Here is a 20,672-nt window from a genome sequence, read left to right as displayed (position 1 = left end):
GCCTTGTCGTGGCCGTAGGGCAAAAGATGCTCCGAGGCGATGCCGATCTTGTCGCCGATCGCCTGGATCGGCTGCTTCTTCGCGCCGCGCGCGATTTCGATGTCGCTCTTGAATTCCGGCATTGGTCTCCCCTCGAAGTGAACCAGTTATCGGCACAACGCGGCAGAGGGCAATCGACTGACTGCCTCAAGAACTGCATGACCTTGCGAAGTGTCCAGCCGCGGCCAGTAAGCCATCATGCGACACAGGCGTCAACTGGAATGAAAGAAAATTTCATATCAAGAATTTTCGGAATAAAGCTCAGCTTGCTGCGGCGCGCAACAGCGGAGGTTCGTCCGTCAGATCCTTTTCCGAGAGGCTGCCGTGATAGAGCGCGGCGATCAGGTCCGACTGGGTGACGATGCCGACCAGCTTGCCGGCGGCGTCGACAACGGGAAGGTGGTGCAGGCCGGCGTCAGCCATCATCGGAACCAGCCGGGCGATCGGAGTGTCCGGATCAGCCGAGCGAACCGGTGTGCTCATGATTTCGCGCACCGTCTGCTTGAGACCCTTCCGCGGCCGGATGGCATGACGCAGACGGCGTCCCCACCCAAAATGCAACTCGCCATGCGGTCCCCAAGAGGCGCTTTCCATGAAGTCGGTCTGGGTAACGATGCCGACGACGCTATGGTCCTCGGCAACGACAGGAAGCGCCTTGATGCGATGCTCGCAAAGCAGCGCCCATGCGTCGCGCAGCGGGGCCTGCGGTGCGACGGTCGCAACATCACGCGACATGATGTCGGCGCAGCGGATCTCGCCGAAGCGGCGGTGATAGGCCTGCATCTCGGCTTCGTGCAGCAGCGCGTCGAGATCGTCGGCGGCCACGTCGATGACTTCACCATGACGCCTTAATACGGCTTCGAGATCGGCGGCCGTGAAGCCGATGCGCTGTGTCGGCACCGGGTCGGCGGTGCCATGCGGGTTGGCGGCCGGCAGCGGAGCCAGATGCGGGTAGCGCCGGCCGGTAAGGTTGTTGAAGACAAGCGCGGCCGTCAGCATGAGCAGCGAGTTGATGCCAACTGGCCAGAGCGCAAAACCATAACCGGCCGCGTGAACTGCCGGCCCGCCGAGAACCGCCGTCAATGCCACCGCGCCGCTCGGTGGATGCAGGCAGCGCAGCAACAGCATCGCGCCGATCGACAGCGAGACGGCGAGGGCGGCGGCGATGAGCAGATCGTCGATCCACAAGGCGCAGGTGATGCCGATGAAGGCGGCTACCATGTTGCCTCCGATGATGGACCAGGGCTGGGCCAGCGGGCTCGACGGAACCGCAAAGAGCAACACGGCCGATGCGCCCATGGGCGCGATCAGCAGCGGCGAGGCTGTGGTGGAGCCAGCAGCTATCTTGGTGAGCAGCCCGGTGACGAAGATGCCGATGAGCGCCCCGCAGACAATGCGCAGCCGCTCGGCATTGCCGATCTGTGGCAGGGCTGGAAGCAGCCTTTTCAATGAACTCAGGAAGTCAGGCATCTGCGACAGCTCGATATGCGGCGCGTGAGTTATCCCCGCCGATGCATCTGTCGCAAGGCACGTTTTTCCGTTTTCAGTCGATTTTCAGCAAGCTGTGACCTCAGGGGAACGGCCACCATTGCGGGTCAGCTTTCGGCTTTCTTGAATTGGGAGGTATCGGCCGACAGAAGCACGGAGATCCAGTGGCTCGATGGGATTTGAGCGCAGTAGACCATGAAGACGATCAATATCGGGACGCCGATGAACGCGCCCGAAATGCCCCACATGAAGCTCCAGAAGAACACCGCGAAAATGACGGCAAAGGGCGAGATCGCCAGCGACGCTCCGGTCAGCAGCGGTTCGAGATAACTGCCGATGATGAACTGGATAAGATTGAGGCTGATGAAAATGGCTAGGGCCATCTGCCACGAACCGAACTGGGCGATGGCAAAGAGCGTCGGAAAGATCGTGGCTATGAAGGGGCCCACGAAGGGGATGTAGTTGAGCGCAAAGGCAATGGTTCCCCAGGCAGCGGCCAGTTCGAGCCCGGCGACGAGGGCGAAGCCCCAGACAACCAGGCCGGTCAGGACGCTCGCCAGGCTGCGCACCACCATGAAGCGTCGAAGCTTGGTGCCGATCTCGCGATTGGCCAGCAAAATTTTCTCGCCATAGGGCTGTGCGGCAGGCGAGCGGAGCCTTGCGTTGAAGTCGTCTACTTCGAGCAGGCCGAGCATGACGAAGATGAACACCAGGATGGCAAAGCCCGCAAAGCCGTTCAGTTGCCCGGCCACCCCTTGCGTGAACCGGATGAGCCAGGACACGTCGAAATGGTTGGCCAGTGGGCCGGCGACCGCGACGCCACGCTCGTCGAGCCAGCTCGTCCAGTCCGCATAGATGGCCTGGAAGCGTGAGGCGTTGACGATGAGCCAATGACCGAGCTTGCCGAAGCCCCAGATGACCGAGGAGCCGACGGCGACGATCACCACGATGGTTACGGTCAGCGTGATCAGAAGCGCCAAAAGTTGCGGCATGCGCCGCTTCAGGGCCGCTTGGAGCGGCCAGACCAGCGCTATGATGAAAAGAGAGAAGGAGAGGGGCACGAATATCGACTGGGCAAAATAGAGAAGCCCGATGACGAGAATGCTCGTCGACAATGGGCTTATCGAGCGGCCACCGGCTGCCACGCTTTCTCTCCACGCCTGAGCGCATCGCCTGGCAAATGGGTATCAGCTGGAGCGGCTTAGCTCAACGGCAGCTTCAGCCATGAATGGCTATGTTGGCGCTGAAGTGCGCTAGTCGAGTCCGAGCTGCCCTTCGATGCGGCAGCGATCAAAGATGCCGGTTGCGCGGGCGATAGCGGGCGATCAGCGCGTCGTTGACCTCCTTGGCGCCCGGCATATTGGCGCTGAGATAGATAGGGGCGTCGGTGCCGGACGATTGCAGCCGCACCGCCACCTCGGCAAAGACGGCGTTCATCAGTGCCGCGCCGATGGAGGTCGAGATCGGCCCGACGCGAAGCTCGCTGCCGGGCACGTTCATGATCGCGTCGCCGGGAGGCGCACCGTTGTCGAGCACGATGTCGGCGACTTCCGCAAGTCGCGTCCGACCGCGAGCGGCCTGCTTCGAATATTCCACCGAGGTGATGGCGATAACGGTGGCGCCGCGCGCCTTGCCGAGCTGCGCGCCCTCGACGGTGGCGGTGTTGACGCCGCTGTTGGAGACGATGATCAGCACGTCGTTCGGGCCCATCGGATAGTGCTCGAACACCGGAACGATCACGCCGGGCATGCGCTCAAACGCGGTGCTGGCCACAGCGCCTTCATGCACCATCAGCGGGGTGGACAGGATCGGGACTGTCAGAGCCAGCCCGCCGGCACGGTAGTGTGCTTCCTCCGCCATGTTGTGGCTATGGCCTGTGCCGAATATGTAGACCAGGCCGTCGGCCTTGGCTGTACGTTCTACCGCGTCTGCGGCGGCGGCGATCGAATCGGAATTCTCTTCGATGAGCCTTCCCATGCGGGCGGCGAGCTCGGTCAGATAGGCAGCGGCGGTCGGGGTTTTGGACATGTGATCTTCCGACTGAGACAAGCGGGTCGCCGGATCATGAGGCGACGATCCGGAATTATCACGATGTGTACGACTTGGACCGGGACTGTAAAGCGGATTTCCGTTTGTATGGCAGGATCTTGCTGCCTGCTCGAAGGCGCACGCAGTTCTTATGGTATTCCTATAAGAGCTTTCAGGCGTCTACATTACCCCTGTAGGTGAGGCCGTTAATTTCACCAGACGGGATTGGGGCGCCCAAAAAACACCTTCTCCGTACTTCACTGTCAATGTAGATGATCGGAGTTTTTTTGAGTGCTTGCCGCTTCGGCCGAGCCCGCAAACGCCTTGAGATAAAATGGACTGGCTCTTCATCACCGGACTGGCAATCGCCTCAAGCATCGACAACCTCGCCGTCGGCCTGTCCTACGGCGTGCGTGGTATCCGGATAGGGTTGGGCGCCAATCTCATCATCGCAGTGATCTGCTTCGTGCTCAGCGAGGCGGGCATCCTGTTTGGCGAGTGGATCGGCGCGGTCCTTCCCGGCGATCTGCCCGATATCGTCGGCGCGGTGTTGCTGTTCCTGATCGGCGTTCGGATCCTGCTGCTGGTTCTGCCGCGCGAAAAATCGGCGGCAGGGTCAGCCAAGTCGCGTGGCATTGCGGGTTGGTTCTCCCGAGTGCTTGCAGTCGAGAACGGGCGAATTGGTTTTGTCGAAGCGCTGGTTCTCGGCGTGGCGCTGTCTGCCAATGCCCTCGCCAACGCCGTCGGTGCCGGGCTGCTTCACATGCCGTCCTTTGCAATCGCTCTTTCTGCCTCGATCGGCAGCCTGGTCACGATCTCTCTTGGCGTGGCGCTCGGTCTGCGAGCGACGCATATCAGCATTGGCCGGTTCGATCTCGGCCGCTTCGGCACGCTCATCAGCGGCATGATCCTCGTCGGTCTCGCCATCGGCCAGATCTGGTAGGCCCGGCCTAGCGGCCGTAAGCCGTTCCGGGCTTACCAGACCCAGAACAGCACGATCCAGTTGACGGTGCCGAACAGGACTGCGGCGGACCCGGCGACGGTTGCCGCAATCCGGCGCCACGTCGATGCCGTGTAGCGGCCGATCACCGACCACATCAGCCAGACGCACCACAAGGCAGCACCGGCCAGCAGACCCATGCGCAGCAAGTCGACGAAGTCGAGCGACAGGCCCTCGGAGCGCAGCAGGGTAACGGTCGTCATCGAGAGGCCGAGAAAGACGCCGCAACCGGCCATCGGGATCAGGCACTGCGCCAGGTGATGGAAGCGGCGCGCCTGAAACGAGCCAAGAGCGCGTACCGCCAAGGCGAGCGCTCCGCCCACCGCAATCGTCGTCACGAAGGCGGTGACGAGCACGTAGACGATCATGAGGCCGCCATCCAGGGGCGTCATCATGTCGTTCTGGTCGGGATAGTTGGTCAGGATCCACCAGGGAAGCCGGGGCTCGAGCAGCATCGTGCCGCCATGCTCGACCAGCCATTCGGCGATCATCTGCTTGACCGTCACGTAAAGCGGGCTGGACGCCCACTGGAAGGCGCCTGCCGCAATGCCCATCAGGCCGAAGATGATGAGAACGCTTTCCCATGGCTTGGGCTCGTCGCCGGCCACATTGACGATCTCATGCGACGGCGATCTGGGTTCAAGCGCGACTGCCTGCTTGAAATCCGCGCAGCGCCCGCACATGTGGCAGGCCGAGCCGCCGCGCATCGTGCGAATGGGCACCAGCGGGGCGCAATTGATGTGGGGAGCCGGCGCGCCGGGCTCGCGGCGCCAATCGTTCCACGCTTCCTTGTCCACGCGGTAGTGCAGGGGCGCAAGCTTTGAAAGCAGGCCGAAGACGCCGTTGACCGGGCAGAGATAACGGCACCAGACACGCTTGTCGCGTCCGTACAGGAAACCCACAACGATGGCGGCGAAGGTGGAGCCGCCAAGAACGATGATCACCGGCATCGGATATTGATAGACGCTGACCATCTGCCCATAGATCGTGGTGCAGGCGAAGGCGACGAAAGGCCAACCCTTCCACTTGATCCAGTGAGGTATCGCGCGCCCCAGCCCGTGGCGGCTGGCCGCTTCGGCAAGCGCTCCTTCCGGGCAGAACAGGCCGCACCAGGACCGGCCGACCAGCACCATGCTGACCAGCACGAAAGGCCACCAGATCCCCCAGAACACAAACTGGGCGAACAGGACGACGTCGGACCAAATATGCGACAGCCGGGTAGGCATCGGCGCCAGCGCGGGAATCACGAGCAGGGCCACATAGGCCCCGATGATGCCCCACTGCAGCCGGCGGATGGCGCGCTGATGATCGCGGAGCCACTCGCCCGCGCGCATCGTCAGTACCCGCGCTCTTCCGGCGCCCCTACGGACGGTCATGCCGGTCGAAGCGCCCGGGGCCGATACAGAATCCATAACACGAAAGTCCAATACGCAGCGTATACAAGCAGTTCCATCAGAACCGGCTGGGCACGATAGCCGGTTAATCCCGAGACGAGGCCGCCAAGCATGCCGTTGTCCGGCAGCAGCCACGACGTATCCCACAGGCGCGGCGACAGCGTAGGCAGTACGTCAAGGGAGATGAGGTGGCCAACCCCGGACATCAGCAGCGAAGCGGCCAGGAACAGCAGCATCACCTCTGTGACGCGGAAGAATGTCCGCCATGACAGAACCCGGCTGCCCACCTGAAGCAGCCAATAGGTGGCGAATGCCGCGACAAGGCCCAGGCCCGCGGCGATTGCGGCCGCAAAATTCGAGCCGGAGACGCTGGCCATGGTTCCGTAGAGGAAAACAGCCGCTTCACTGCCCTCACGCAGGACGGCGATTGCCGCAAGCACGAACACGCTGACCCAGTTTGACCTGTTGGCGGCGTGATCGAGCGAGGCGTGCAGCTCGGATTTCAAGGTGCGGCCATGCCGGCGCATCCAGAACACCATCTGGACGATCAAGCCTGCGGCGATAAGCACGATCGCCGTCTGGAAGTATTCCTGCGCCTCGTCGCTCAACGTATCGCCGATGAACAGAAGCGTTGCGGCGAGCGCCACGGCGCCGATCAAGCCAACGCCAACGCCCGACCAAAGCCACATGCGCCCAACCCGGCGTTCGGCCGGCGGACGATGCGCCAACCAGGCATTCAAAATGCCGATGACGAGCAGCGCTTCAATGCACTCTCGCCAGATCACGAACAGGATGTTGAAGTCTTGCGTGGACATCGCCGTTATCTCGCGACGAGAACTGCAGGCGCAGTGCCTGGATGGAAATCGTCGAAAAACGAGTACTCACCAGGATCCAGCGTGCGGATCACCATTACGCTGTCGGACTGCGGTGCGAGGACTTTTTCCTTCCGGAGCTCAAGGCTCTCGAATTCGGCCGGGGTGTCGCCAAGATTGACCAATTCGAGCCGAAAGCGCGTCTTGGCCGGCACCTCAAGACGGAGCGGGTTGATCGCTCCGTCCTTGAACTCGATGCGAAAGGTCGGTTCGTCCGCCAGAGCAGCGGACAGGGATACGGATCCCAGGACAAATCCTGACAAGATCGCAGTCAACTGTCCGCGCAAGGTCATCGGATCAATAAGCACCCTTCTTGCCGGTTCCGGCATAGACAAAATCATAATCGACGGAGAACGGCTGGAACCATTCGCCAACGCCCGTCTCCTTGTCGACATGGCGGCCGAAATGCGCATGCGGATTGGCCGAAGGCGGCGAAATCGTCAGCTTGAGCTTGTACTTGCCGGGGCCGTCGAGCTTGACGTTGTCGCCGTAGTGCGGTCCGTCGTTGGCGACCATGGCCATGAAGTCGCCCTTCTGCGTCTGGCCGTTGTCGAGATGGGTCAGCTCGTAGGAGACCACGAGGTAAGGTATCCAGTCGCCCTCGGCGAAGCCGTTGGTGTTGTCCTTGGTAGCCTTGATGTCGGCTTCCATATGGACGTCCGAATCCTTGGCGTCCCGCATCATGCCTTCCGGCTCCATCTCGATCGGCTGGAGATAGACAGCAGCGACTTCCATGCCGGAGACCGTCTGAGGCTTGCCCACCGGAGTTTCCTTGGCCAGAGCAATACCGGAACCAAGCAGGAGGGCAGGGAGGACGAGCGCGGCCCTGTTGATCGAGATTCTCATTGGCATGCTCTCAGTTGGAGTGGATCAACTTTTCGCGTTCGAGGCATTTCAATACCTGCCTCAAACGGTCATGTTTATCCAGCTTTTCCTCGTTTGCCGGCGATGAGTCAAGTAAAAACAGTAGTTTAGATCAATTCTAAACTAGAGATGCTGTCGTTGAGAGAGGCATGAGCAGCGTGGCGTAATGGTCCTTCCGCAGGCACAGTTGCCACCCGGCTGGGCTTGGGATAGCCCAGCCGACCCGACTCGGCTGGCTCACGCTTTGGCAAATCGTGCCAGAACGAGGTTTTGCGCGCGTTCGGCCAGCATCAGAAGCGGGGTGCCGTATCGATCCATGATCCAGAGCGAAGCCATGGCCGCGATTGTTCCGACCACGATCGAGCCGACCATGTCGAGCGGGTAGTGGACGCCGATATAGATTCGCGACCAGCCGACGATTATGCCCACTGCGGCAGCCGCCCAGGCAGCCCCCTTGCGCCGCAGCATGAACAGAACGGCCGCGCAGACGGCGAATGCAAGTCCGTGATTGCTGGGGAAGGAAGAGTTCGGCCGGTGCTCGACCAAGGCATTGCCGAGCCCAACCATGAATGGCCGAGGCCTGAAAGCGACCAGACCGATCATGTAGCTCATGACGATGGCGATCCCGAGCGCGACGCACAGAGCTACGGCAGTCAGCCGGTTACGGCGCCCGCCGCTTACCCAGAGGCCCGTGAGGTAGATCGGGATCAGCAGCATCAGGAATTTGGTGGCGAAAAGCGCCAGCCACGTCACGGTTGCGCTGGGGGTCGGCCCCGCGTTCAGGAGCAGGAAGAGATCGTTGTCGAGTTGTAGCATATTTTGGCAGCGCGCTTTCCCGAGGCTCCCGCGATGATCATCGCCGGATGCTCAACAATTCATTAATCGACCAATCAATTTGGCGTCCGCATTTCCCGTCGTCGGAACGCAGCGGTTGGCCCGTAAAAGCCGGCCATAGCGGAATTATGGCCGCATCGATCGATTTGCCGGCAATTCAGTTCGTTAAAAATTTGAGCAGTTTTTAGGTCAAATGTCGCTTCGCGATTTTGCCTGACCGAAATCGCCGCATGCAATGGTGCCGCCACTCAGGGACGGCATCATGCAGAACAATAAGATCAATCTTTTCATTTCGTTAGTCATAATTCTTGCAGCATGCTTTGCTGGTCAGGCAAACGCCAAGCAATTGTTCATGCCGATCGGCGGATACACGTCGCAACCGATCGGCCACTATGAGTTTTGTCGTCGTCTTCCTGCCGAGTGCGCCGTTCGCACCGCCCATCCACGTCCGCTGGAGCTGACCAGAAGTGTGTGGAAAACGCTCGTGGACGTGAACAACCACGTCAACACGACCATCATTCCCAAGACCGACATGGAAGTGTGGGGCCAGGAGGAATATTGGGGCTATCCGGTCAAGGGTGAGGGCGACTGCGATGACATGGTGCTGGAAAAGCGCCGGCTTCTGCTCGAGCGCGGCATACCGGTGAACGATCTCCTGATCACCGTCGTGCGGCTGCCGAACGGGGAGGGCCATGCCATCCTGACCGTCACGACCGATCTTGGCGATTTCATCCTCGACAATCTCGAGCCGCGAATCCTGCAGTGGACCGATACGGACTATGAGTTCCTCAAGCGCCAGTCGGAACTTCACACCGGGCGCTGGGTGTCGATCAAGGAACGCCCGGACGAATATGTCGGCAGCGTCAAATAAGCGGCAGGCGTGCGACGCGATGCCGGAGATGGCGCAGTTTCTTCCCAGGCGCGCCCTTGTCGGTAGGATGAGGGGCAATAGATTGTCCCTTGGTCGCTTTTGTCCGGAGTAGGCTTGCAGCGACGCGCGGCGGACTTGCCGCCATCCCCCTCAATGACCCTGCAAATCGTGTCGAGCAGGCAAGCGCAAAAGGGAAAAACAATGCCAAGTCAAACCTCTCACGCTGAACCGCATCGGCACGGGCCGGGCTGCGGCCACACCGCGATCCGCCACCATGGTCATCTCGACTATCTGCGCGACGGGCATCTCGAGCACCCGCACGGAAAGAGCAACGATGAGCATGTGATAGAGGTCAGCGACCAGAATCCCGACCGTTGCTCACCGGAGCACAGATGCACCGGCGCTGCCGGTCACGTTCATGGGCCTGGCTGCGGGCATGAGGCAGTTCCGCACGGTGATCATGTCGACTACATCGTCGAGGGGCGCCTGCAACATCCGCATGGCGACCATTGCGACGATCATGGCCCGGTCGAGGTCGTCTCAGGGCGCGCCTGACCGCCTCTGCTAGGGCTTCGGATCTGCCGGTATGGGGACGAAAAGCATATACTTTTTGTCCTCGGCTAACGGCTTGGCTGCTTCGCCGAACTGAGCGAGAAAGGCGTCGCGTTGTCCTTTGGGCACTAGGACGCCATCGCCTGGCGCAAGCCAGGGAGCCAGCGCTTCGAGCGTCTTCAGCCGCGCGATCTTGCCCTGCGTATAGAACTCCGCCGAGAAACTGCGCGAATCCAGAATGGCCAGACGCCCCGAATCCGGGAAGGCCTTGATCAGGCGGCCTTCGGAAGGCACGAGCGAACGGTCGAAGCCGAGCATCGCGACTACGACGATGGCGGCTGAGACCACCACGACTTCGGCCACGCCTATCTTCAACCAGAACTCACGCGACGGGCCGCTCCGAACCCATAGCATCACAGCCAGAAGCGCTGCGGCCGGCAAGCCGGGCAGCACATATGCCCAAAGAACATTCGCTGCCAAAGTGAACAGCGCCAGCGGCGACAGCGCAAACAGGAACAAATAGAGGTAGAGCCCGCCGTCGGAACCACCGTCGGGTATGCCCTTGCGCAGCCGCCAGAACAGCACAGGCAGCAGCGGGCTCCAGGGCAGGGTGGCGGCAAGCCAGTATAGCCAGATCGTGCCCCTCGGATGCGCACGTCCCGCGCCGTAGAGGTCGCCTGACCAGCCGGGTTGCAGGAAGCGCTGGATGTGTTCTCCGATGATGAAATAGTGCAGGAAACCCGGCGTTGCGATCTCTGCTGCCGCGTACCAGGGAATGACCAGCACCACGACCAAGGCGACGCCGCCAATCCACGGCAAGCGCAGAAGGTCCTTCCATCCGCCGCGCCATATCATCCATACGGTGATCGGCATGAGCGACAGGACGGTCGCTACGGGTCCCTTGGCCAACAGTCCAATGGCAAGCCCCGCAAAGAACAGCCACCCCCAGCGGCGGTCTCCTTGCAGGCCGCCGTAAAAGCCGGCCATGCAGGCGGTGACCCCGAGCGCCAGCACCATATCGGTCTGAACGAAGGCCGCGGAGCCGAAGAATAGCGCCGAACTGGCGGCAATCAAGACCGCGGCTGCCGCGATCCGACGGTCGGTCACGGTGCATGCCCAAAGCCAGAGGATCGCCAGCGTTGCGATGGCCGAGAGCAAAATTCCCAGCCGCGCGGCAAACGCCGTCGGACCGAGGATCAGGATACCGGCAGCCGACAGCCATGTGTGGAGCGGCGGCTTGGCCCAGAACGGCACGCCATAATCGAACTGAGGTGTGATCCAGTTGCCGGTCTCGACCATCTTGCGGGCGATTTCGGCATAGCGCGCCTCGGTCGGGTCGGTCAGCGGCACCCAGATCATGGCCAGCAGCCGTACGACCAGCAGCAAGATCAAGCCCCAGAGAATGGCGCGGTTTCTGGTCATGCTGTAGCGCTTTCCATCAGGATTTCGGTTTCGGCTGCGCGGCTCTCCGGTGCATGGCCGGAGCATTGCATCAAATCTGTGGCGTCGCCCGGATGCAGCATCATCAGGCAATCCGGTCCCGCCGCCGATAGCAGGCGCGGAAGCCACAGTCGAACCTTCTTTGGGTCGTCGAGGCGGAGAAAGCCCGAAAAGTCGGCATTCGTCAGCAGGCCCGCTTGGGTGAAAACTGTTTTCGCCCGCGCCGCAAACGCCATGATTGCCAATACTTTGGCGCCGCCTGCTCGAACATTGCCCCATCGTCCCGCCCAGGTGGCAGGCAGCGGTACGCGCACCCATGTCTTGGGTCCGTATGACAAACGCGTCACCAGCGGCGCTATTGCCGGAAAGCAATGGCAGTGCTGGTGGCCGTCGTAATAGTCGGGCAGGCTGCCGAAGAGCGCGACGAACTCTTCCATCTGCCGATCGAGCGAAGCAGCAACACCGTCCGGCAGCCGAATGTTCATCAACGTGGCCAGAGGCCAGACCGGTCCGTGCTTCGGGAATGCCTGCGTCAAGTTCAGATGCAGGCCGACCAGTGAGCCTGCCCTGCGCAGGTCGCGCAATCGCTTTATGTCGCTTGGGTCGATCGCCTCGTTGACCATGACGGATGTGCCGTCAAGCCGCCCGGCCTCCAGCAATGAGAGGATGACCTTGTCGTGCCGACGCCCCAGTCCGAAATCATCCGCGATCCGCACCAGGCTCCCCCTTGCGGCTGATGTCTTCGGCCAGGATGTAGGGGGGACGCTTTTTGGCCTCCAACACGGCCTTGCCGACATACTCGCCCAGAAGGCCGAGAAATATCATCTGCATGCCGCCGAAGAACGAGATCAGCGCCAGAACCGAGGCGATGCCGGTGGGGACCCCGGGGAAGAAGAAATGCTGGATCACGACATAGATGCCGTATCCGATGCTGAGCACGGCAATGGCGATGCCCGCCAGAGCCATCAGCCGCAGCGGCGTCGTGGTGAAGCTCGTGAACGCGTCCAGCGTCATCGTCAACAGGCGCAGCGGATTGAAGCTGCTCCTGCCGCTTGTGCGCGGAGGTGGATCGAGGGGGAGGCCGCTTTGGCGAAAGCCGACCCAGCCATAGAGACCCTTCATGAACCGGTCGCTCTCGGGCAGGCTGCGCAGAGCGGTCATGAAGCGACGGTTGATCAGGCGAAAATCGCCCGCACCGGGCGGGATTTCGTATCGGAGGTCGCGATTGATGGTCCAGAAGAACAGCCGCGCAAAAGCAGCCTTCATCAGACCCTCGGATGAGCGGCGGCTTGCCTTGTAGGCATAGACGCTGTCCACCCCGGTGGTCAGCCAGACGCGAACGAAATCGAGGATCAATTCGGGCGGATGCTGGAGGTCCGCGTCCATCAGGACCGCCGCATCGGTGCTATCTGCGGCGTCAATGCCCGCGGACAGCGCGGCCTCTTTGCCGAAGTTGCGCGAAAACTGCAGAAGCCGGACGGACCGCGTGCCGAAATCATGGGCATTCAGCAGAGCAAAGCTGTCGTCGCTGCTGCCGTCATCGATGAAGATGTAACCGACATCGAGGGCAAACTCCGCGGAAATCCGGTCTGCGATCGAGTTCAGTCGATCGAGAAGATGCGGCAAGCCCTCGGCCTCGTTGTAAACCGGAATGATGATGCTGAGGGTCTTTGCGGTCATGATGGGTTCTTTGCGAAAATCACCGCCGACGAAATGGCGAAATTAATGATCGAGGCCAACCCGATTGCGACAAGAAGCGCCAGAGCCAGGGGCAGGCCTATATACAGGAACGCCTTCAGCAGAAAAGCACGCAGGACGTAGATCAGGCCGCTCCAGGCCATGAACATGAGGTATCGGCGAGCAAGCTTGCTCTTCGCGGTCTGGAAAGTGATGCGGTCATGGAAGAAGAACACGACCGATGCGCTGATGATCATCGCCAGCCCCAGTGCGAGGGCCGGGTCGAGTTTCAGCCAACTGGTCGCGGCCAGCGTCACCACGTAATCGATCGCCGCGCCAATGGTGGAGCCGCCGGCAAAGATGGAAAAGCGTTTCAACATGGCCTGACTGAATCTGGTTTCTCAAGACTTGCAATAACAGTTGCTGTCAGTTCCTTGGAGGGGCTGAGGCTCCCGTTTCCGAATTCATCGGGCTTTTTCACCACGAAATGGCGTCAGAGGTCATGCCCAGTGCGAAGCGCGATGCCTCAGATCGCATCGGGCAGGTCAAGGACGCGGACTAATCCGGTGAATTTCAGGCGCTAATTGGGCGCGGCCGATTGGCACGCCGCCGGTTCCGCACTACGCGCGCCATAATCCAAGAAGGCGAGGGGCCACCGCCCTAGCGAGCTTGGTAGCGCGTCAGGTGGCGTTCGAGACCGCGGATAAGGGTGATCAACACCAGGTTGGTGGCCAGATAGAGCACGCCGGCAATGGCGAAGATCTCGAACACAGCATAGGTCTGGCTCATCAGTCGCTTGGCGTAGCCGGTCACTTCCAGCACGGTGATCGTCGAAGCAAGGCTGGTGCCCTTCACCGTCAAGATGAGCTCGTTGCCGTAAGCGGGCAGCGCCTGGCGGATGGCGAGCGGGAACTCGATGCGGCGAAAGCGCAAGGCACGCGACATGCCGCAGGCCTGCGCCGCCTCGACAAGGCCCGCCGGCACGGACATCAGGCCGCCGCGCAGGATTTCCGAGGTATAGGCGGCAGTATTCAAGGCCAGCGCCAGAACTGCGCAGCGGGCGCCATCGCTGATCACCCACCACAGGGCAGCGTTGTCCTTGATGAAGGAGAGCTGTCCCAGCCCGTAATAGAGCAGGAATATCTGCACCAGGAGCGGCGTGCCGCGAAAGACGGTGCTGTAGCCTTTGGCAAAGCCGGAAACGAACCGGTTCGACGACAGTCGCATCAACGCAAGCCCCAGACCGAGATTGAAGCCGATCAATACCGAAAGGAAAGTGAGGATCGCGGTGATCTTCAAGCCTTTGAGCAGGACCGGAACCGCCTGCCAGAAGAGTTCGACATCCATCGGGCTACTTCCTTGAACGAAGCCTGAGCAGGCGTTCAGCCTGGTCGATGCCGGCCTGGCTGACCAGCGTGATCGCGAGATAGACCACGGCTGCAATGAGATAGAATATGAACGGATGGCGGGTCGTGTTGGAGCCGACAAACGCCGTCCGCATCAGTTCCTGCAACCCGACGACCGACACCAGCGCCGTGTCCTTGATGGTGACCTGCCAGACGTTGTTGATGCCGGGAATGGCGATGCGCAGCATCTGTGGCAGGATAATCCGGCGGAAGATGCGCAGGCCCGGAATTCCGAGCGCGCGTGCCGCCTCGATGTGCCCACGCGGAATTGCAGCGAGTGCACCGCGCACCACCTCGGTGGAATAGGCGCCGGAAATCGCGCCGATGGCGATGACGGCGATGATGAATGCATAGCCGCTATCGGCGAGCCCGGCGTAGCCAAAGGCCGTGGCTACCCTGGTGACGAACTCGACCGAGCTGAAAAACAAGAGGTAGATGATGAGCAACTCCGGCACGCCGCGCACCACGGCGGTGTAGCCGTCGACCAAATAGGTCAGCGGGCGGACACGACCCCATTTGATGAGACCGCAGATGACGCCGACGACGAAGCCGCCCATCATGCTGGCGACGGCCACCGCAACGGTGATCGCCGCTCCCCGCATGATGGCGCCTATCCAGCCGCCTTCCCATACCTGCAAGAGACCGAATTCCATCGGAACTGCCCAAGCTTTCGATACTCGTATGGCTGGCCGGCATGCCGCCGCCCGAGCCGGTCAGGCGGTCGCCGGCACAAGGCTGCGCAGGCGACCAACCAAGTCGGGGGTCAGTGGCAAGGCAAAGAAATGTCCATCTTGAACCACTTCTCGCTCGCCTTGCCGATCGAGCCGTCAGCGACGAGTTCGCAGAGCGCCTTGTCGATATCGGCCTTGAGTGCGGTGTTGTCCTGCGCGATGCCCACGCCGATGCCTTCGCCGAGCGAGGGATCGAAGGTGCTCTGGATCTTCACATCCACGAGCTGGAAGTTCTGGCCATCCGGCTTGGCGAGGAAGTCCTGCAACGCCGACAGATCGGCAAAGGCCGTGTCGATGCGGCCGGTGGCCAGGTCGATCTGCATTTGGTCGAGGGTGTCGTAGGTTCTCAGATCGGCGCCAGGCACGCGCTTTTCCAGGAAGTGCGCATGGGTGGTGCCGGACTGGACGCCGACCTTCTTGCCGTCGAGCGTCTTGAGCAGCGTGTCGATGTCCTTGATGCCGACGAGGTCGGAATCTTTCGGTGCCACGAACATGTTGGCCAGTTCGGCGTAGCCGACGGAGAAGTTGATCTCCTTCTTGCGGTCGGCGGTGATCGACATGCCGGAGATGATGACGTCGAAGCGCTTGGCCTTCAGCGCGGGGATCAGGCCGTCGAACGCCTGCACGACGAAGTGGCATTTCTTGTCGAGTTTCGCACAGAGCAGGGCGCCGACATCGGCATCGAAGCCGGTGACGTTGCCTGCGGCGTCGGCCATGCTCCAGGGCGGATAGGCGCCCTCGGTGCCAATCGAGAGTTCGCCTTCCGAGGCGACCGAGCTACTTACACCTGCGGCGAGGAAGGCGAGCAGCGAAAAGACCATTAGTTTCATTTATGTGTTCCCCTTTGTTGAACTTATTGGGTTTGCATCGTGCCGGTGGCCCGCTGCTCCTTGGTGGCGCGCCCTAGAGTGTCCTTGCCAGGAACTGACGCAGACGTTCGGAACGTGGATTGGTGAACATCTCAGCCGGCGCTCCCTCCTCCTCCACCTTGCCGCGGTGGAGGAAGAGGATCTTGTGGGACACCTCGCGCGCGAACTGCATTTCATGCGTCACGAGGATCATCGTATTGCCTTCATCCGCGAGCTGCCGGATGACGCGCAGCACCTCGCCGACAAGTTCGGGATCGAGGGCCGAGGTCGGCTCGTCGAGCAGGATCACCTTCGGCCGCATGGCGAGCGTGCGGGCGATTGCCGCGCGCTGCTGCTGGCCGCCCGACAACTGGCCCGGATATTGGCCATGCTTCTCGGAAAGCCCGACCTTCTTCAGCAGCGCATGGGCGCGGTCTACCGCTTCGTCGCGGGGCTCCTTGAGCACATGCACCGGCGCTTCGATGATGTTTTCGAGCACAGTCATGTGCGGCCAGAGATTGAAGCTCTGGAAAACCATGCCGACGCGGGCGCGGATGCGCTCGACCTGGCGCATGTCTGCGGGCAGTGCGCCTCCGCCCGAGGTGCGTTTCATCCTGATCTCTTCGCCGTCGACGATGATGCGGCCGTCGTTCGGCTGTTCGAGCAGGTTTATGCAGCGCAGGAAGGTGCTTTTGCCGGAACCGGACGAGCCGATCATGGACACAACCTCGCCGGCACTCGCTGAGAGGCCGACTCCGCTCAGCACTTCGAGCTGGCCGAAACGCTTGTGCAGATCGATCACCTCGATGGCCGGGGTCGACCTCGGCGTCATGTGGGGCTGCACGATCGGTGTGGCCGGCACAGTCGGCTGCACTGGCAGTGAAGCAAGGGGCGACACCTGCGGGGGTAGGGCGTAGTCGCGCCTATGCTTCGAAGATTCATCGACCGATTTGTCCACGCCTATGCTTCCGTTCTCTGGGTTTCTGCCTGGAGTTCGTATTGCGGGCCGGGTCCGTCACATGTCCAAGACGATCGGCCCTTGCGGCTTGGAGCAGCACAACAGCACCTCGCCGGCGGCGAGATCGTCGAGCGGCTCTTCGAAATAGACGACTTCGCCGGCGAGCAGATGCGACTTGCAGGTGCCGCAGACGCCGGCCCGGCAACTGAATTCGGGCGCCAGACCCTGTTCTTCGGCGAAGGCGAGAAGCGACTCGGCCACCGGATCCCACACGGCCTTGCGGCCGGACCTGCGGAATTCCACGGTTACGGCATCGGTAGATGCTACGATCGGCGTTGTCGGCAATGCTTGCGATGGTGCCGGCGCAACCGCAAGCTCCAGCAGCGTCGCCGGGCCGAAGAACTCGTAGGCAATGCGCTGGCGAGCCACGCCGAGCTCGCGCAAGATGCCGTGCACGGCCTGCATGAAGGGCGAAGGCCCGCAGAGATAAAAGTCGTAGTCGTCGAGCGACAGCAGGCTTTGCAGCAATTCGCGCGTGACCACGCCTTCGCTTTCATAGCCGCCGGCGGCTCGGTCCGCTTCCGTCGGAAAACGGTAGCAGAAATGCGCGGTCATCCCTGGCCGCGAGGCTGCCAGCGCCTCGACCTCGTCGCGCAGCGCATGCACCTCGCCATTGTCGCAGGCGTGGATGAAGAATACCCGGCGGTCGGTGGCAGCGAGCGCCTGCAGCATTGAGACGAGCGGCGTCAGCCCGACGCCGCCGCTGAGCAGAACGACGGGACGGCTACTTTGCCGGTCGAGCACGAAGTCGCCGCGTGGCCCTTCGGCTGTAAGCACGTCGCCGACCTTGATCCGGTCATGGAGGTGGCAGGAACCCAGCCCATCCGGCAGCCCTTCGGCAGGCGCCGCCTCGCGTTTGACCGTGATGCGATAGCCATTGGTCCGTTCCGGCGAGCTGGAGACGCTGTAGTTCCGCAGCACGAAATCCTTGCCGTCCCGCACCGGAATCCGGAACACGAGGAACTGCCCGGCTTCGAAAGGGCGCCAGCCTTCCGGTTCGACCGGTTCGAGATGAAAGGATGTGATGATGCTGCTTTCGCGCACCTTCGCCACAACCTTCAGCTCACGAAACCGGCTTCTGCTTGTGCTGGCCGGTGTGGCGAAGGCGTTCATTCGGCCGCCGCCAGTTGCTGTTCTTCGGCTGCGATCAGCTTGGCCAGGTTGCGACGGTACCGGAGCGGGCCGACGTCGATCTTCAGGTCGAGATTGGGCGTGCGCATGTTGGCCATGCCCTTCTGCACCGCATTGAGCACGACGCGATCCTCATCGAAGGCGCCGCGCACCGACTTCGCGAACTGGCGCGAGACCTCCTCGTCGTCAGGCGCGAAATTGCGCATCTGAAACCAGTAGTATTTGGTGTGGCCCTCATCGACCGGGGTCATGAAGTTGTAGCTATCCATGAGGAAGACATCTTCATGGTAGGGCTTACCTTCCCCGCCGGTGTTGGCGGGCACGAAGATCGCCTTGATGATGGCATGGCTGGGATAGCGCACCTCGTAGTGCTGTTTACGGTCGCAATTGCCGGAGAATTTGAGGTAGGGCGCGTAGAACGGAGCGGGCTCCACGTCGATCATCCAGCGCCAGACGGTGACGCCGTCTTCGCCGACCGTGGTTTCGAGAGGGGCTTCCTCGGCCGCGGCATTGCCGAAAGAACTCTGGTGCACCCAGGCCACGTGCGACGGGTCGAGCAGGTTGTCGGTCATGTAAAGGTAGTTGCAGTCGAGCGTCATCGACTCGCCGCGATTGACACCCCAGGCGGGGTCGCCCCAATGCTCGACCTCGAAGATTTTCGCCGGATCGGCCTTCTCGGCGTCGCCCATCCAGATCCAGAGCAAGCCGTAGCGCTGGGCAATCGAATAGCTGCGCACCTGTGCCACATGCGGGATCTTCTCGGCGCCGGGCACGCGGGTGCAGGTGCCCGTGCAGTCGAAAGTCAGCCCGTGATAGCCGCACTCGACATTGTCGCCCTTGATGCGGCCCATCGACAGCGGAAGCTTGCGGTGCGGGCAGGCATCTTCGAGCGCGGCCACGATGCCGTCCGACTTGCGGTAGAGAACGATTTCCTCGCCCAATACCTTCACCGGTTTCAGCTCGTTTTGGCCGACCTCGTGATCACACGCGGCAACGTACCAGCAATTCCTCAGAAACATGGCCGCTTCCTCCCTCGAGACCTCGTCTAAGTGGGGGAAGGCTAATGCTGCGGCAGTCGCGCAAAAAGGGCTTGCACCTGCGTTCTATTTTAGAAAAACTAAAGTAAAGCAGTTTGGATTGTCATGACGAAATCGCCTCCCTTGCGCGCAATACAGGCCTTCGAGGCTTTCGGTCGGATCGGCAGCGTGACGGGTGCGGCGGAGGAACTCGGCGTCTCTCCAGGCGCCGTCAGCCAGCAGATTCGCAAGGCAGAAGAGGCGCTTGGCCTGCAATTGCTGGAGCGGCGCGGTCGGACCGTGAAGCTGACCTCCTGGGGGCGCATGTACCACGCCGACATTTCGGTCGGCTTTGATCATATCCGTGGCGCGCAGGAAGCGCTGGAGCGCGCGCGCTCGGAAGGAGCGCTCACGATTTCATGCCTGCCTTCGCTCGCCAGCAAATGGCTGGCGCCGCAGCTTTTCGATTGGCAGGCACGCCATACCGGCGTAACCGTGCGGTTGATCGGCGCTGAAGTCGAACCGCGCCTCGGCGAGGAGCAGGTCGATTTCCGCATCTCCTATGGCACCAAGATCCGCGACTACGTCTACTATACGGAGCTGTTCACGGACTGGGTGGTTCCCGCCTGTTCGCCCGCACTGCTGGAGCGTCAGCCGCTGCGCAAGCCGGCCGATATCCTGGAGCGCCCGCTGCTGGGCATCGAATGGGCGAAAGACCACCGCTCACCGCCGACATGGGCGGAATGGGCGGCAAGCATCGGCGAGAAGTACCGCCGGGCGGCAGGCGAGGTGGCCTTCTCATTATCGAGCGCGGCTATCGATGCGGCAATCAATGGCCGCGGCTTCGTGCTGGCGCAATTGTCGATGGCTGCTGAAGATATCGCCTCGGGTCGCCTGGTGGTGCCCTTCAACCTGCCGATGCGGCTACCCTTTCCCTATTTCCTCGCCTGGGATCGCTCGGCATTGGAAAAGCCGCTGGGGGCAGAGCTTCGCAGCTGGATCGTTTCGATAGCCAGCCGGCAGGAATCGCTCCCCCGGATTTGACCGGCCAAGCCGACCAGCAGCCTTTGGCCACACCTATTGCACCATGCTGAATGACAGAATCCGGGTCAGCCAGGTGTAGTCGGACTCCAGCGCCATGATGGTCAGGAAGACCAGCATCAAGAGCGGCGGCACCAAGATTGCATAGGCGAGCGCAAGCCGCTCCCACGCCATGTGCATGAAGATCGCGACGATCAGTCCGGCCTTCAGCAGCATCAGGACGACTATCAGCGTCCAGCGCAGATAGCCCTGCAGGTTGAAATAGTCGACCGCATAGGAGCAGGTGCTCAATATGAACAACCAGCCCCAGACGACGAGATAGAGCTTGATCGGATGCTGCTGGCCCTCGGCGTGCGTTGCCGCCGGCGCGTGAGCGACCTGTACCTCAAGCCCCCGATCCTGCGCCTCTGCCTGTGCCATCG

At 61.8% G+C, this 20,672-nt stretch carries 24 protein-coding genes; 4 read left to right on the top strand and 20 right to left on the bottom strand.

Going from position 1 to position 20,672, the window contains the following annotated elements:
* The 4 genes from C7I85_RS30735 to C7I85_RS27650 form a co-directional block, all read right to left on the bottom strand.
* On the bottom strand, positions 1-122 hold a 122-nt coding region (locus tag C7I85_RS30735), incomplete at its 3' end, for a formate--tetrahydrofolate ligase (RefSeq protein WP_146148987.1).
* Positions 123-300: 178 nt separating this feature from the next.
* Positions 301-1,509 (bottom strand): HPP family protein, encoded by a 1,209-nt coding sequence (locus C7I85_RS27660; protein ID WP_181257420.1) that lies wholly within the window; start codon positions 1,507-1,509, stop codon positions 301-303.
* 125 nt (positions 1,510-1,634) lie between these two features.
* Positions 1,635-2,672, bottom strand: coding sequence for an AI-2E family transporter (locus C7I85_RS27655; protein ID WP_106727219.1), 1,038 nt, complete (start codon positions 2,670-2,672; stop codon positions 1,635-1,637).
* Between the two features lie 145 nt (positions 2,673-2,817).
* Complete coding sequence (locus C7I85_RS27650) at positions 2,818-3,555, bottom strand: SIS domain-containing protein (RefSeq protein ID WP_106727218.1); 738 nt, start codon at positions 3,553-3,555, stop codon at positions 2,818-2,820.
* A 334-nt stretch (positions 3,556-3,889) separates the two neighbouring features.
* On the opposite strand from C7I85_RS27650, the gene C7I85_RS27645 reads away from it, so the two are divergent.
* Positions 3,890-4,498 (top strand): manganese efflux pump, encoded by a 609-nt coding sequence (locus C7I85_RS27645; RefSeq protein WP_106727217.1) that lies wholly within the window; start codon positions 3,890-3,892, stop codon positions 4,496-4,498.
* A gap of 32 nt (positions 4,499-4,530) precedes the next feature.
* Here the strand turns inward: C7I85_RS27645 and C7I85_RS27640 are convergent, their stop codons facing one another.
* From C7I85_RS27640 to C7I85_RS27620, 5 genes are all read right to left on the bottom strand, one after another.
* The gene (locus tag C7I85_RS27640) at positions 4,531-5,931 is read right to left on the bottom strand and encodes a 4Fe-4S binding protein (RefSeq protein ID WP_106727227.1); all 1,401 of its coding nucleotides are present in this window, start codon (positions 5,929-5,931) and stop codon (positions 4,531-4,533) included.
* A complete protein-coding gene (locus C7I85_RS27635; RefSeq protein WP_106727216.1) occupies positions 5,928-6,764 on the bottom strand; it encodes an FTR1 family iron permease in 837 nt (278 codons plus the stop codon). Before C7I85_RS27635 ends, C7I85_RS27640 begins: the two co-directional genes overlap by 4 nt.
* Positions 6,765-6,769: 5 nt before the next feature.
* Positions 6,770-7,114 (bottom strand): cupredoxin domain-containing protein, encoded by a 345-nt coding sequence (locus tag C7I85_RS27630; RefSeq protein WP_181257421.1) that lies wholly within the window; start codon positions 7,112-7,114, stop codon positions 6,770-6,772.
* A gap of 4 nt (positions 7,115-7,118) precedes the next feature.
* Positions 7,119-7,667, bottom strand: a complete 549-nt coding sequence (locus tag C7I85_RS27625) for an iron transporter (RefSeq protein WP_106727214.1) — start codon at positions 7,665-7,667, stop codon at positions 7,119-7,121.
* Positions 7,668-7,922: 255 nt separating this feature from the next.
* On the bottom strand, positions 7,923-8,501 hold the full coding sequence (locus C7I85_RS27620; RefSeq protein WP_106727213.1) for an undecaprenyl-diphosphatase: 579 nt from the start codon (positions 8,499-8,501) through the stop codon (positions 7,923-7,925).
* A gap of 280 nt (positions 8,502-8,781) precedes the next feature.
* Here C7I85_RS27620 and C7I85_RS27615 point away from each other — a divergent pair, with 280 nt between their 5' ends.
* Positions 8,782-9,390 (top strand): transglutaminase-like cysteine peptidase, encoded by a 609-nt coding sequence (locus C7I85_RS27615; RefSeq protein ID WP_106727226.1) that lies wholly within the window; start codon positions 8,782-8,784, stop codon positions 9,388-9,390.
* A gap of 201 nt (positions 9,391-9,591) precedes the next feature.
* Complete coding sequence (locus C7I85_RS27610) at positions 9,592-9,945, top strand: hypothetical protein (RefSeq protein WP_106727212.1); 354 nt, start codon at positions 9,592-9,594, stop codon at positions 9,943-9,945.
* A gap of 9 nt (positions 9,946-9,954) precedes the next feature.
* Here C7I85_RS27610 and C7I85_RS27605 read toward each other — a convergent pair whose 3' ends face one another.
* From C7I85_RS27605 to C7I85_RS27560, 10 genes are all read right to left on the bottom strand, one after another.
* The gene (locus C7I85_RS27605) at positions 9,955-11,364 is read right to left on the bottom strand and encodes an ArnT family glycosyltransferase (protein WP_106727211.1); all 1,410 of its coding nucleotides are present in this window, start codon (positions 11,362-11,364) and stop codon (positions 9,955-9,957) included.
* Complete coding sequence (locus C7I85_RS27600) at positions 11,361-12,101, bottom strand: ChbG/HpnK family deacetylase (RefSeq protein WP_106727225.1); 741 nt, start codon at positions 12,099-12,101, stop codon at positions 11,361-11,363. The genes C7I85_RS27605 and C7I85_RS27600 overlap by 4 nt, the downstream gene beginning before the upstream one ends.
* Positions 12,082-13,062 carry a glycosyltransferase family 2 protein gene (locus C7I85_RS27595; RefSeq protein WP_106727210.1) on the bottom strand — a complete coding sequence of 327 codons (981 nt, stop codon included), beginning with the start codon at positions 13,060-13,062 and terminating at the stop codon, positions 12,082-12,084. The genes C7I85_RS27600 and C7I85_RS27595 overlap by 20 nt, the downstream gene beginning before the upstream one ends.
* Positions 13,059-13,439: a GtrA family protein gene (locus C7I85_RS27590; protein WP_106727209.1), complete on the bottom strand. Its 381-nt coding sequence runs from the start codon at positions 13,437-13,439 to the stop codon at positions 13,059-13,061. The genes C7I85_RS27595 and C7I85_RS27590 overlap by 4 nt, the downstream gene beginning before the upstream one ends.
* 280 nt (positions 13,440-13,719) lie before the next feature.
* Positions 13,720-14,406, bottom strand: coding sequence for an ABC transporter permease (locus C7I85_RS27585; protein WP_106727208.1), 687 nt, complete (start codon positions 14,404-14,406; stop codon positions 13,720-13,722).
* 4 nt (positions 14,407-14,410) lie between these two features.
* Positions 14,411-15,118, bottom strand: a complete 708-nt coding sequence (locus C7I85_RS27580; protein WP_106727207.1) for an ABC transporter permease — start codon at positions 15,116-15,118, stop codon at positions 14,411-14,413.
* Between the two features lie 110 nt (positions 15,119-15,228).
* Complete coding sequence (locus tag C7I85_RS27575) at positions 15,229-16,026, bottom strand: transporter substrate-binding domain-containing protein (protein WP_106727206.1); 798 nt, start codon at positions 16,024-16,026, stop codon at positions 15,229-15,231.
* A gap of 73 nt (positions 16,027-16,099) precedes the next feature.
* Positions 16,100-16,876: an ABC transporter ATP-binding protein gene (locus C7I85_RS27570; protein WP_106727205.1), complete on the bottom strand. Its 777-nt coding sequence runs from the start codon at positions 16,874-16,876 to the stop codon at positions 16,100-16,102.
* 183 nt (positions 16,877-17,059) lie between these two features.
* The gene (locus tag C7I85_RS27565) at positions 17,060-18,175 is read right to left on the bottom strand and encodes a 2Fe-2S iron-sulfur cluster-binding protein (RefSeq protein WP_106727204.1); all 1,116 of its coding nucleotides are present in this window, start codon (positions 18,173-18,175) and stop codon (positions 17,060-17,062) included.
* Positions 18,172-19,212 carry an aromatic ring-hydroxylating dioxygenase subunit alpha gene (locus tag C7I85_RS27560; RefSeq protein WP_106727203.1) on the bottom strand — a complete coding sequence of 347 codons (1,041 nt, stop codon included), beginning with the start codon at positions 19,210-19,212 and terminating at the stop codon, positions 18,172-18,174. Before C7I85_RS27560 ends, C7I85_RS27565 begins: the two co-directional genes overlap by 4 nt.
* Before the next feature lie 123 nt (positions 19,213-19,335).
* Here C7I85_RS27560 and C7I85_RS27555 point away from each other — a divergent pair, with 123 nt between their 5' ends.
* Positions 19,336-20,253: a LysR substrate-binding domain-containing protein gene (locus tag C7I85_RS27555; protein ID WP_106727202.1), complete on the top strand. Its 918-nt coding sequence runs from the start codon at positions 19,336-19,338 to the stop codon at positions 20,251-20,253.
* Between the two features lie 33 nt (positions 20,254-20,286).
* Here C7I85_RS27555 and C7I85_RS27550 read toward each other — a convergent pair whose 3' ends face one another.
* Positions 20,287-20,670 (bottom strand): cytochrome C oxidase subunit IV family protein, encoded by a 384-nt coding sequence (locus C7I85_RS27550; protein ID WP_106727201.1) that lies wholly within the window; start codon positions 20,668-20,670, stop codon positions 20,287-20,289.
* Positions 20,671-20,672: the final 2 nt, after the last annotated feature.

The organism is Pseudaminobacter soli (ex Li et al. 2025) (genome assembly GCF_003012705.1).
Classification (GTDB): domain Bacteria; phylum Pseudomonadota; class Alphaproteobacteria; order Rhizobiales; family Rhizobiaceae; genus Pseudaminobacter; species Pseudaminobacter soli.
Note: the sequence above shows the minus strand (reverse complement) of the source record. Positions and strands in the feature narration are given on the sequence as shown.

Bases quoted from the DNA above. Each gene is read 5' to 3' on its own strand.
- C7I85_RS27660 (WP_181257420.1), bottom strand. From the start codon at position 1,509: ATGCCTGACTTCCTGAGTTCATTGAAAAGGCTGCTTCCAGCCCTGCCA.
- C7I85_RS27650 (WP_106727218.1), bottom strand. From the start codon at position 3,555: ATGTCCAAAACCCCGACCGCCGCTGCCTATCTGACCGAGCTCGCCGCC.
- C7I85_RS27645 (WP_106727217.1), top strand. From the start codon at position 3,890: ATGGACTGGCTCTTCATCACCGGACTGGCAATCGCCTCAAGCATCGAC.
- C7I85_RS27640 (WP_106727227.1), bottom strand. From the start codon at position 5,931: ATGACCGTCCGTAGGGGCGCCGGAAGAGCGCGGGTACTGACGATGCGC.
- C7I85_RS27635 (WP_106727216.1), bottom strand. From the start codon at position 6,764: ATGTCCACGCAAGACTTCAACATCCTGTTCGTGATCTGGCGAGAGTGC.
- C7I85_RS27630 (WP_181257421.1), bottom strand. From the start codon at position 7,114: ATGACCTTGCGCGGACAGTTGACTGCGATCTTGTCAGGATTTGTCCTG.
- C7I85_RS27625 (WP_106727214.1), bottom strand. From the start codon at position 7,667: ATGAGAATCTCGATCAACAGGGCCGCGCTCGTCCTCCCTGCCCTCCTG.
- C7I85_RS27620 (WP_106727213.1), bottom strand. From the start codon at position 8,501: ATGCTACAACTCGACAACGATCTCTTCCTGCTCCTGAACGCGGGGCCG.
- C7I85_RS27615 (WP_106727226.1), top strand. From the start codon at position 8,782: ATGCAGAACAATAAGATCAATCTTTTCATTTCGTTAGTCATAATTCTT.
- C7I85_RS27610 (WP_106727212.1), top strand. From the start codon at position 9,592: ATGCCAAGTCAAACCTCTCACGCTGAACCGCATCGGCACGGGCCGGGC.
- C7I85_RS27605 (WP_106727211.1), bottom strand. From the start codon at position 11,364: ATGACCAGAAACCGCGCCATTCTCTGGGGCTTGATCTTGCTGCTGGTC.
- C7I85_RS27595 (WP_106727210.1), bottom strand. From the start codon at position 13,062: ATGACCGCAAAGACCCTCAGCATCATCATTCCGGTTTACAACGAGGCC.
- C7I85_RS27590 (WP_106727209.1), bottom strand. From the start codon at position 13,439: ATGTTGAAACGCTTTTCCATCTTTGCCGGCGGCTCCACCATTGGCGCG.
- C7I85_RS27585 (WP_106727208.1), bottom strand. From the start codon at position 14,406: ATGGATGTCGAACTCTTCTGGCAGGCGGTTCCGGTCCTGCTCAAAGGC.
- C7I85_RS27580 (WP_106727207.1), bottom strand. From the start codon at position 15,118: ATGGAATTCGGTCTCTTGCAGGTATGGGAAGGCGGCTGGATAGGCGCC.
- C7I85_RS27575 (WP_106727206.1), bottom strand. From the start codon at position 16,026: ATGAAACTAATGGTCTTTTCGCTGCTCGCCTTCCTCGCCGCAGGTGTA.
- C7I85_RS27570 (WP_106727205.1), bottom strand. From the start codon at position 16,876: ATGACGCCGAGGTCGACCCCGGCCATCGAGGTGATCGATCTGCACAAG.
- C7I85_RS27565 (WP_106727204.1), bottom strand. From the start codon at position 18,175: ATGAACGCCTTCGCCACACCGGCCAGCACAAGCAGAAGCCGGTTTCGT.
- C7I85_RS27560 (WP_106727203.1), bottom strand. From the start codon at position 19,212: ATGTTTCTGAGGAATTGCTGGTACGTTGCCGCGTGTGATCACGAGGTC.
- C7I85_RS27555 (WP_106727202.1), top strand. From the start codon at position 19,336: ATGACGAAATCGCCTCCCTTGCGCGCAATACAGGCCTTCGAGGCTTTC.
- C7I85_RS27550 (WP_106727201.1), bottom strand. From the start codon at position 20,670: ATGGCACAGGCAGAGGCGCAGGATCGGGGGCTTGAGGTACAGGTCGCT.